The organism is Erwinia sp. 9145 (genome assembly GCF_000745075.1).
Classification (GTDB): Bacteria; Pseudomonadota; Gammaproteobacteria; order Enterobacterales; family Enterobacteriaceae; genus Erwinia; species Erwinia oleae.
The window spans coordinates 1,259,627-1,270,440 of sequence record NZ_JQNE01000001.1 but is presented as its reverse complement, the minus strand read 5'-3'; the positions used below and the strand labels follow the sequence as shown (position 1 = coordinate 1,270,440).

The 10,814-nt window shown below is 56.6% G+C and carries 8 protein-coding genes; 3 read left to right on the top strand and 5 right to left on the bottom strand.

Annotation, left to right across the window (positions count from 1 at the left end):
- Window positions 1–12: 12 nt before the first annotated feature.
- On the bottom strand, window positions 13–1,605 hold the full coding sequence (locus FA91_RS06310; RefSeq protein WP_034913675.1) for an ABC-F family ATPase: 1,593 nt from the start codon (window positions 1,603–1,605) through the stop codon (window positions 13–15).
- A 387-nt stretch (window positions 1,606–1,992) separates the two neighbouring features.
- On the opposite strand from FA91_RS06310, the gene FA91_RS06305 reads away from it, so the two are divergent.
- Genes FA91_RS06305 through FA91_RS06295 form a run of 3 tightly spaced genes read left to right on the top strand, consistent with a single transcriptional unit; the run spans window position 1,993 to window position 5,793 of the window.
- Window positions 1,993–3,684: a solute:sodium symporter family transporter gene (locus tag FA91_RS06305; RefSeq protein ID WP_051937061.1), complete on the top strand. Its 1,692-nt coding sequence runs from the start codon at window positions 1,993–1,995 to the stop codon at window positions 3,682–3,684.
- The gene (locus tag FA91_RS06300) at window positions 3,681–5,195 is read left to right on the top strand and encodes a sulfatase-like hydrolase/transferase (RefSeq protein WP_034913673.1); all 1,515 of its coding nucleotides are present in this window, start codon (window positions 3,681–3,683) and stop codon (window positions 5,193–5,195) included. The genes FA91_RS06305 and FA91_RS06300 overlap by 4 nt, the downstream gene beginning before the upstream one ends.
- On the top strand, window positions 5,170–5,793 hold the full coding sequence (locus FA91_RS06295; protein ID WP_051937059.1) for a Crp/Fnr family transcriptional regulator: 624 nt from the start codon (window positions 5,170–5,172) through the stop codon (window positions 5,791–5,793). Before FA91_RS06300 ends, FA91_RS06295 begins: the two co-directional genes overlap by 26 nt.
- Here the strand turns inward: FA91_RS06295 and FA91_RS06290 are convergent.
- The 4 genes from FA91_RS06290 to mntR all read right to left on the bottom strand — a co-directional run bounded on the left by FA91_RS06290 (window position 5,774) and on the right by mntR (window position 10,658).
- Window positions 5,774–7,330, bottom strand: a complete 1,557-nt coding sequence (locus tag FA91_RS06290) for an efflux transporter outer membrane subunit (RefSeq protein WP_034913671.1) — start codon at window positions 7,328–7,330, stop codon at window positions 5,774–5,776. The genes FA91_RS06295 and FA91_RS06290 overlap by 20 nt on opposite strands.
- A gap of 1 nt (window position 7,331) precedes the next feature.
- Window positions 7,332–8,900: a DHA2 family efflux MFS transporter permease subunit gene (locus FA91_RS06285; RefSeq protein ID WP_034913668.1), complete on the bottom strand. Its 1,569-nt coding sequence runs from the start codon at window positions 8,898–8,900 to the stop codon at window positions 7,332–7,334.
- Window positions 8,897–10,045, bottom strand: a complete 1,149-nt coding sequence (locus tag FA91_RS06280) for an HlyD family secretion protein (RefSeq protein WP_152601381.1) — start codon at window positions 10,043–10,045, stop codon at window positions 8,897–8,899. The genes FA91_RS06285 and FA91_RS06280 overlap by 4 nt, the downstream gene beginning before the upstream one ends.
- A gap of 160 nt (window positions 10,046–10,205) precedes the next feature.
- Window positions 10,206–10,658 (bottom strand): manganese-binding transcriptional regulator MntR, encoded by a 453-nt coding sequence (gene mntR / locus FA91_RS06275; protein ID WP_034913663.1) that lies wholly within the window; start codon window positions 10,656–10,658, stop codon window positions 10,206–10,208.
- Window positions 10,659–10,814: the final 156 nt, after the last annotated feature.

Here is a 10,814-nt window from a genome sequence, read left to right as displayed (position 1 = left end):
TCCTGCTGATGATCAAACGATGCCCTGACTGCGCAGGTAGTCTTCGTAATTGCCGGTAAAGTCGTTGAGCTTGCCCGGCGACATTTCAATCACCCTTGTTGCCAGCGAGCTGACGAATTCGCGGTCGTGCGAGACGAAAATCAGCGTACCTTCATACATCTCCAGCGCCATGTTGAGCGCCTCAATGGATTCCATATCCAGGTGGTTGGTCGGTTCATCCATGATCAGCACGTTCGGTTTTTGCATCATCAGTTTGCCAAACAGCATGCGGCCTTTTTCGCCACCGGACAGCACTTTCGCCGGTTTTTTGATGTCGTCCTGGCTGAACAGCAACCGACCGAGAATGCTGCGCACCGCCTGCTCGTCGTCGCTCTCCTGCTTCCACTGGCTCATCCAGTCGAAAACGGTCAGGTCGTCGGCAAAATCATGCGCGTGATCCTGTGCGTAGTAACCGATGCTGGCATTTTCAGACCACTTCACCGCGCCATTATCAGCAGGCAGCTCGCCCACCAGCGTTTTCAACAGCGTGGTTTTCCCGATCCCGTTAGGTCCGAGGATCGCTAATTTTTCGCCCACTTCCAGCAGCAGATTGAGGTTTTTAAACAGCGGTCCCTGATCGAAGCCTTTGGTGACTGACTCCAGCTCCAGCGCGTTGCGGAACAGCTTTTTCCCCTGCTCGAAACGAATAAACGGGTTCTGACGGCTGGACGCTTTCACCTCTTCCAGCTTGATTTTATCGATCTGTTTCGCGCGTGACGTAGCCTGACGCGATTTAGAGGCGTTTGCGCTGAAGCGACTGACAAAGGATTGCAGCTCGTTAATCTGCGCTTTTTTCTTCGCGTTATCGGACAGCAGACGTTCGCGCGCCTGGGTGGCCGCCGTCATGTATTCGTCGTAGTTGCCGGAGTACACGCGGAGTTCGCCGTAGTCCAGATCGGCCATGTGCGTGCACACCATGTTCAGAAAATGACGGTCGTGCGAAATAATGATCATGGTGCTGTTGCGTTCGTTCAGCACCTGCTCCAGCCAGCGAATCGTATCAATGTCCAGGTTGTTGGTCGGTTCATCGAGCAGCAGGATGTCCGGGTTGGAGAAGAGCGCCTGCGCCAGCAAAACACGCAGCTTCCAGCCGGGGGCGACTTCGCTCATCGGGCCGTAGTGCTGCTCCAGCGGAATGCCAACGCCAAGCAGCAGTTCACCCGCGCGCGCTTCCGCCGTGTAGCCATCCATTTCGCCGTAGAGCACTTCGAGATCGGCGACTTTATAGCCATCTTCTTCGCTCATTTCCGCCAGCGCATAGATGCGATCGCGTTCCTGCTTCACTTCCCACAGTTCGCCGTGGCCCATGATCACCGTATCGAGCACTGAGAACGTTTCAAAAGCAAACTGATCCTGACGTAGCTTGCCGATACGCTCGTTGGGATCGAGGGAGACGTTACCGGCGGAGGGAACAAGATCGCCACCCAGAATTTTCATAAAGGTAGATTTGCCGCTGCCGTTGGCGCCGATCAGGCCGTAGCGATTTCCACCGCCAAATTTTACAGAGATGTTTTCGAACAGCGGCTTACTGCCAAACTGCATGGTGACGTTGCTGGAAACTAGCACAGGATTGCCTTTCGTTTGCGATGGGGGATGTGTGAACCAGCGCGCATTATGCCAAAAAAATACGCCGGGGAATACCTCATCGCGACAGCCTGAACGGCTGAAGAGACACTCATATTCTTATGGTTTTGTGAGTTAAGCCCATGTCGCTTATGACTATCGTCATAAAAACAGCCCCCTGAAAAGAGTACAACTTGCTCCACCGGCAACTGCGCAAACAGCCGCTCTCCCTGCGCAGTAACAACGACCCGCCTTTTGGTTATAAAGCAGGTCAACTCGATATTAGCCTTTCATAAATTGTTGTTAATAATGATGAAGTTAATTCTGTCTTCGTTTCAACAACGTAAAGGCAGGGAAGAATAGCGATTACTTTACCGGACGGATTACTCTATGAATACGCTGCATATTGCCTCGTTTTTCTTTTTCACCGTACTGGTTGGCGTGCTGACCTGGTGGAAAGTGAGAAAGGACGATGTCCACTCTCAGCAAGGTTACTTTCTTGCAGGACGCTCGCTTAAAGCCCCCATAATTGCCGCCTCGCTCATGCTCACCAACCTTTCTACCGAACAGCTGGTCGGGCTGAGCGGACAGGCCTATAAATTCGGCATGTCGGTGATGGCCTGGGAGGTGATGTCCGCTATTCCGCTGGTGCTGCTGGCGCTGATATTTTTGCCGCGTTACCTCAAACGCGGTATCGCCACCATTCCCGATTTCATTGAAGAGCGCTACGACCGCACCACGCGCCTGGTTGTGGACTGCTGCTTTCTGATCGCCACCGGCATCTGCTTTCTTCCCATCGTGCTGTATTCCGGCTCGCTGGCGCTGAACAGCCTGTTTAATATCAGCGGCATAACCGGTCTGAGCCAGACCGGCTCGCTGATCCTGATGGTGGCGATGCTGGGCTGTATCGGCTCCGCCTATGCCATTATTGGCGGGCTGCGGGCGATAGCCGTCGCGGACGTGATCAACGGTATCGGTCTGGTGACTGGCGGGCTGATGGTGCCCTGGTTTGGCCTGATGGCGATGGGCGGCGGCAGCTTTATCGCAGGCGTAAACAGGCTGGCAAACGATCACGGCGAGAAGCTCAACTCAATCGGTGGCGCGCACGATCCCGTGCCGCTTGGCGCTGCGCTGACCGGCCTGATCCTCGTCAACACCTTTTACTGGTGTACTAATCAGGGCATTGTACAGCGCACGCTGGCGTCGAAAAGCCTTGCCGAAGGGCAGAAAGGCGCCATTTATACTGCCGTGCTGAAGATGCTCGACCCGCTGATTCTGGTGCTGCCCGGCGTTATCGCCTGGCATCTGTTTAAGAATCTGCCGAAGGCGGATATGGCCTATCCGGCGCTGGTGAATCAGGTTCTGCCCGATCCCTTGATCGGTTTCTTTGGCGCGGTGCTTTTTGGAGCCATTATCAGCGCCTTTACCGGCTTTCTGAACAGCGCCAGTACGCTGTTCAGCTATGGCATATACAGCCGGGTGCTCAACCAAAATGCAACGCAGGAACGGCAGGTCGCCGTCGGGCGCTATTTTGCGCTGGCGCTGACCATCATGTCGATCGTGGTGGCGCCCACCATCGCCAACGCGCCGGAAGGCCTTTACAGCTGGATGAAACAGCTTAACGGCGTCTATAACGTGCCGCTGGTGACCATTGTATTAATGGGCTTCTTTTTTCCACGCATTCCGGCGCTGGCTGCAAAGCTTGCCCTGTTTATGGGCATCGTGAGTTATATCTGTATCAACTATGTCTTTGAATCGCATATCCACTTTCTCTATCTACTGGCGATCACCTTCCTGCTGAACGTATTGATGATGCTGATCGTGGGCCGCCTGGCGCCGCGCGAAACGCCGTTTGAATTTAAAGACGCCTTCGCTGTTGATTTAACGCCCTGGAAAAATGTCAAAATCGCCTCGGTGGCAGTGGTGTCCGCCATGGTATTTGTCTATGCGTTTCTTGCCCGTTTCGGCGGATGGAACACCGCCTGGCTCTGCTGGCTGACCGGTGCCGTGGTTGTAGGTATCTGCCTGCGGCTGGCGTTTTTCGGCGGCAATAAACCCTTAAAACAGGAGACCACCCGATGAAACAGCCCAATATCATTTTTATTATGACCGATACGCAGGCCTCGAATATGGTGGGCTGCTATACCGGTCTGCCGCTGGGAACCGATAATATTGATCGCCTGGCGGCGCGCGGCACGAAATTCAACTCGGCCTACACCACGGCTCCACTTTGTACGCCTGCCCGCGCCGGGTTGTTTACCGGCCTCTATTCCAGTCAGAGCGGCCCCTGGACCAATAACCTCGCGCCGGGGAAAAATATGCGCACCATGGGCAGCTATTTCCACAACAGCGGCTGGAAAACCGGCTACATCGGTAAATGGCATCTGGACGGTCATGACTACTTCGGTACCGGCGTTTGTCCGCCCGAATGGGACGAAAAGTACTGGTACGACGGCGCAAACTATCTTGCCGATCTGTCGGAAGATCAGATAAGCCTGTGGCGCAACGGCCTGAACAGCAAAGAGGAGCTGGAGGCATACGCTATCGACGACGCCTTCACCTGGGGCTACCGCATCAGCGATCGCGCTATCGCTTTTCTGGATGAACGCCGTCAGCAGGACGACAGGCCATTTCTGCTGGTGCTCTCCTACGATGAACCGCATCACCCGTTTACCTGCCCGCCGCGCTATCTCGACAGATACGCAGATTTTCATTATCCGCTGGGCGCGAAAGCGAAGGATGATTTACAGGGCAAACCGATGCATCAGAGGCTGTGGGCCGAAGCGATGCCGTCGCCCGTTGCTGACGGCGAGAGCTATCACCATCCGCTCTACTTTGCCTGTAATGATTTTGTTGATGACCAGATTGGCCGCGTGCTGGATCACCTGACGCCCGAAGAGTGGGATAACACCTGGGTGATTTATACCTCGGATCACGGTGAAATGATGGGTGCGCACCGCCTGATCAGCAAGGGTTCCGCCGGATATGACGATATCACGCGTATTCCTTTTATCATTCACGGCCCCGGCCTGATCGTACGCGAAATTGATACGCCAATAAGCCATATCGATCTGCTGCCGACGCTGCTGGAGATCGCCAACATTCCGCGTCCGCCTGCCCTGCATGGCGAAAGCCTGCTGCCGCTGCTCAAGTCAACGCAGACAGAGCAGCACCGCGAGGTGATGGTGGAATTCAACCGCTATGAAATCGAGCATGACAGCTTTGGCGGCTTTATACCGATGCGCGCGTGGGTTTCTAATGAGCTGAAGCTGGTGATCAATCTGTTTGACGAAGACGAGCTCTATGACCGCAAGGCGGATCCCGATGAGATGAACAATGTGATCGACGATCCGCGCTACGCCGCGCGCCGCGATGCACTTCATGATACGTTACTGGATTATATGGACAGGATCCGCGATCCGTTCCGTAGCTATCGCTGGGCGATGCGACCGTGGCGGCCTGGCAGACATGCTCAATGGATGGGGGCATTCCGTCCGAAGCCGGACGATCTGGTCTCGCCGGTGGTGCGCGACTACGATACCGGTTTGCCAACCAAAGGGGTGAAGATTGAGGAAAAGAAACAAAAGTTCTGAGGAAACGTCAGGCCCGGCGCTGTTTGCGGGCCTGACAGGCTCACCCCACGCACTGTTAACCCGTCTGGAGGCGCTGCCTAAACAGACCCGTATCTATCCGCAGGAGGACGAAGCGTCCTCCTTTTACTATTTGCACAGCGGGCTGGTGGGCCTCTATCACATGCTGGAAAACGGCAAGGTCTGTCTGATTCGCCTCTTCTGCCCCGGCGAGTTTTTCGGCTACCGCAGCCTCTTTGGCGACAGCTATTATCACTGCTCTTCCCGCGTGCAGCGTACCGCCAGCGTCACGCGGATCACCCCATACGATCCTGACCGCTTTCTGAATCACTATTCCGCGCTGCACGCGTTTATGGTGCGCAGGCTGGCGGGCGATCTTGCCGAAGCAGAAAAACGAATGGCGAGCATGGCTTACGATAAATCGCGACAGCGGGTGATGCGCGCCATCAGTACGCTGTATGAGCGCTGGCCTGGCTACGATTTTACCTGGCGGGAAATTGCGGAATACGCGGGCTGTGAAACGGAAACCGCTATCCGCCACAGCCGCGAGTTGAAAATGCAGGCTCTGCTTCCTGAAAATTTTACTCGGTTGCGGGAGTGACGCTCTCCGCCGGGCCGAATACCGAATAGTCCGGCAGCGTCACGTTCTGATAGGTTTCCCAACCGCCGCCCAGCGCTTTGTACAGCGCAACAAGATCCAGACTGCTCTGCACCCGCGCCGAGGCTGCCTGCTGCGTGGCCTGCGCCAGCTGACGCTGTGCATCCAGCGCGTCGATAAACGTCGCCAGCCCTTTTCCATAGCTCTCATTCGCCAGGTTATAAGCGTTTTGCAGCGAAGCCACCGTGCGATCCAGCCCTTCCACGCGCTGCTGATCGGTACGATAGCTGACCAGCGCATTTTCGACGTCCTGAAGCGCGGTCAGCACCGTCTGACGGTAGCCCAGCGCCGCGCTGGCCTGTTCGGCTCTGGCCATTTTCACGCTCGACACCAGCCTTCCGCCCTGGAAGATGGGGATCGAAATCGACGGCCCGAAGCTGTAGAAGTGACTGCTCCAGTTATCCAGATAGCTGATGTCGGAGTTGCGCATGCCAAACTGCCCGGTCAGCGACAGATCCGGGAAAAGCTGCGCGACCGAAACGCCGATATTGGCCGTGGCGGCATGCAGCTGCGCTTCGGCGGCGCGAACGTCAGGACGGCGACGCGCCAGCGTCGAGGGCAGCCCGACCGGCACCGCTTTCGGCAGCGGCGGCAGCGCTTTTACCGCGCTCAGCTCGCCGTCCAGCGCGCCCGGCGGCTTGCCGATGAGCACCGCCAGGCCATTCATCGCCTGACGGCTCTGCGCCTCGTACTGCGGAAGCTGCGCCTGAAGCGAACTGAGCTGCGCGCGTGCGTTCTCAACGTCCATCTGCGGCGCGAGGCCATTCTGTTGCTGGCTCTGCGTCAGCCCGACGGTTTGCTGCGCGATATCGATCTGCGTTTGCAGCGTGTTGACGATCGATTGCGCGCCGCGCAGTTGCAGATAAGTGCGGGCGACTTCCGCCTCCAGCGACACCAGCGCATCGTTACGGTTCTCAATCTGCTGCTGCTGCTGCGCGTTGGCCATTTCTACCTGACGACGCACTTTGCCCCACAGATCGATCTCCCACGAGGCATCAAACGAGCCCTGATAGTTGGTGATCGGCTGCGTCAGGCCGTTCAGCGCCGAGCGCAGGTTTGGATCAACCTGATCCACCTGATCATACACGCCGTTCGCCTCCAGAATGCCTTTCGCACCCAGCTGTTGACGCGTGACGCCGAGGTTGCCATTTACCGACGGAAACCACGCGCCGCGCGCCTGATTCACCTGCTGGCGGGAACTGGCAATACGCAACACCGCCTGCTGAAGGCTGAGGTTACCGGTGATGGCGCGATCAATCAGGCTGTCGAGTTGCGGATCGTTAAACGATTTCCACCAGTTTGGGCTGGTTTGCGCCGCCTGCGGCTTTGAGGCGCTGCCGGACCGCATATCGTTAAAAGACGACGGCGTGGTCGGCTGACGCGCCTGATAATCCGGCCCGACGGAGCAGGCCGCCAGCGCTATCGAGGCGATCAACAGCGCGCCGGTGCGCGAACGCTTGAAGTTGATAAGAACGTTCATGTCAGTGTGCTCCTGCACTGCCCTCGCTCTTAATCGGCGCAAGCAGCAAACAAAAGGGAATAAGGATCAGGGCGACCACGCTCAGACCCATAAACACGTCGATATAGGCCAAAATTCGCGCCTGGGCAATCATCTGTTGATAAAGCTGCCCGGTGGCGATGGTTACCGGATCGCCAACCATCGACGAGAAATCTTTTACCGACTGCGCCCAGCGCTCCACCGTCAGGTTAAACGGCTCGTTAAACTGCGACATGTTATGCACCATCTGCGCGCTGCGCGCCTGCTCGCGCTCGGTGATCATCGCTGTCGACAGTGAAATGCCGATCGAGCCCGCCACGTTGCGGCACATGGTAAACAGCGCCGAGGCGTCAGCATTGAGCCGTTGTGGAATGGTGACAAAGGCAATAGTGGTCAGCGGCACAAACAGGAAGCCAAGGCCAATGGTCTGTGCACTGCGGATCATCACCAGCGTGGTGAAATCCACGTTCGGCGTCAGCGTCGCAGAGTAGAGGAACGACAGAAACAGACAGGTAAAACCAAAGGCGATAATCCAGCGGGTTTGCACCAGCGGCATCAGCTTCAGCACCAGCGGTATCGACAGGACGATCAGCACCGCGCCGGGCGACAGCACCAGGCCGGACCAGGTGGCGGTATAGCCTAAATCCTGCTGCGCCAGTTGGGGGATAACCACCGAGCTGCCGTAGAGGATCGCCGCCATGCCCGCCATCAGAATCGAGGCGACCGCAAAATTTTTATCCTTCAGACAGTGCAGATCCACCACCGGTTTCCTGGCATAGAGCAGCCAGTAAACCGCGCCAACCAGGCCGACCGCCGTCAGCACCGCGAAGGTGATGATAAAGCCGGAGCTGAACCAGTCGTCATCTTCCCCGCGATCGAGCATCACCTGCAAACAGCCCAGGCCAAGCGTGATCAGGCTGATACCGATATAGTCAATTTTCAGCTTACCCTTCGCCCACTTACGTTCCCATGGCGGATCTTCCAGCAACTGATAAATAGCCAGCACGCTGAAAATGCCCACCGGAATGTTGATGAAGAACACCCAGCGCCAGCTGTAGTTATCGGTGATCCAGCCGCCCAGCGTCGGGCCGAGCACCGGCGCCACAATAATCGCAATGGAAGAGAGGCCAAACGCCTTGCCGCGATCTTCCGGCTTAAAATAGTCGAGCAGAACCGATTGCTGCACCGGTTGCAGGCCGCCGCCAAAGAAGCCCTGAAGCACCCTGAACAGAATGATTTGCCACAGCTCGGTGGCAATGCCGCACAGGAACGAACAGACGGTGAACATCACAATACAGATCAGAAAAAACTGTTTGCGGCCAAAAATACGGCTGAGAAAGGCGGAGATGGGCAGCACGATACCGTTCGCCACCAGGTAGGAGGTGAGTACCCAGGTGGACTCGTCATAGCTGGATGACAGCGACCCGGCGACGTGCGGCAGCGCCACGTTGACGATAGTGGTGTCGAGGATCTCCATGAACACCGCCAGCGTCACCGTCATGGCGACCAGCCAGGGATTGCTGGCCGGTTTCCAGCTCTGGCCGGAACTCATTCCACCGTTACCTCAGGTTCGACCGACAGCCCCAACGGCAGTAATTTGTTTGGATCGAGACCTTTATCGATAACAATCTTAACCGGCACGCGCTGTACGATTTTAACATAGTTCCCGGTGGCGTTTTCCGCCGGGAAGGCCGAGAAGCGCGAGCCAGAGCCCATCTGCACGCTGTCTACGTGCCCTTCCAGCTTCATATCCGGCCACGCATCAATAGTAATGTTGACTTTATCGCCCGGTTTCATGCGTTCAAGCTGCGATTCCTTGAAATTGGCGGTGATCCAGACATCAGGCGACACCAGTGAAAACAGCGAGGTGCCGGCCTGCACCAGCGTTCCGACCTGTACGTTGCGACGCGTGACAAAGCCGTCGTACGGCGCGCGGACTTCGGTATAGGAAAGGTTAAGATTGGCGGTATTGAGCTGCGCCTGCGCCTGCTGAACCTGTTGCTGACGCGCTTCAACGTTGGTTTCCTGCTGGCGTATTTGCAGTTGGATCTGCGAGGCAACTTCCACCTGCGCTTTTGCGCTCTCAAACTGCGCACGCGCGCTTCTCAACTGGGCATTTGCCGCATCAATATTGCGCTGTGACGTGGCGCGCGGATCAACACCGCGCTGACGTTTGTAATCCTCTTCCGCATTACGCAGGTTGGCCTCCGCGCTGGCCTGCTGGGCAAGCGCCTGATCTTTCTGCGCCGGGTACTGCACCTTTGCCAGCGCCAGCGCGGCCTGAGCCTGATGCAGCTGTGCAACCGCAAGCCCTAACTGCGCCTGTGCCTGATCGCGCTGTGCGGTGTTGTCGCGCGGATCAATCACCACCAGCAGATCGCCCTTTTTCACCCGCTGGTTATCTTTCACCAGCAGCCTGGTGACATAGCCGGACGCTTTTGGCGCAATGGTCACCGCATCGGCGTCGGTGAAGGCGTCATCGGTGCTTTCAATATTGCGGGTAGTGAACCAGAACCACAGCGCCACGACGATCGCGATCGCTACCACCACGCCAAGGATGATAAGCGGCTTTTTGCCGGGTCGCTTGCGCTCCGGCTGCTCCTGATCATCCTGCTGGTCATTTTGCTTGTCCTGCTGCGGGTTGTCTTCCTGATGACGCTGGTCATCATCCGACGGGGGAGTTGATTGATTAGCCATATTTCTCATCAGGTTACGGCGAACCCGTTGTCGGTTCGCATGATTAACGCAGCTATAACAATACGATGTAAACTGACAAATTCCAGTATTTCTTTACAAACTTACGCCGGGTAGCGCATTAATCGCATTAATGACTAAAAAAGGGTGCGGGTGACAACGGTTACTGACGATTCTCGTAAAACTTCTGGAAGATGGCCAACGTCTCATCGCTGACGTGATGCTCCAGGCCTTCGGCATCGCGCCGGGCTGTGTCCGGGCTGATGCCCAGCGCCAGCAAAAAGTTTTCCACTATAGAGTGGCGTATACGACTCTCTTCCGCCAGCGCTTCGCCTTCGGCGGTAAGAAATACGCCGCGGTAAGGAACCTGTTCAACCAGGCCGGCGAGAGCCAGCCTTTTCAACATCTTAGCGACGGTGGGTTGCGAAACGCCCAGCCGCGCCGCCATATCCACCTGTCGCGCTTCGCCAAACTGGCGGATGAGATCGGAAATCAGCTCAACGTAGTCATCAATCAGCTCACGGCGATGCGCCTCGCGCACCTGGCGGAAACCTTCGACGTGCTCTTCGATATCTTTTAATGGTGCGGGGATGGCACCTTTAGCGCGACGACTCATTCAGCTTCCTCATTGATTAACACTTACGCGCTACGACCACGTCAGATTTTGGTTTCCTAGTGTAAACGAAGCCCGCTGAAGCACAAAATTTCGCTGCATAGCGCTGGCTACAAAGTATAGCCCATGCTATAACTGATTATAATACGAACGCATTCC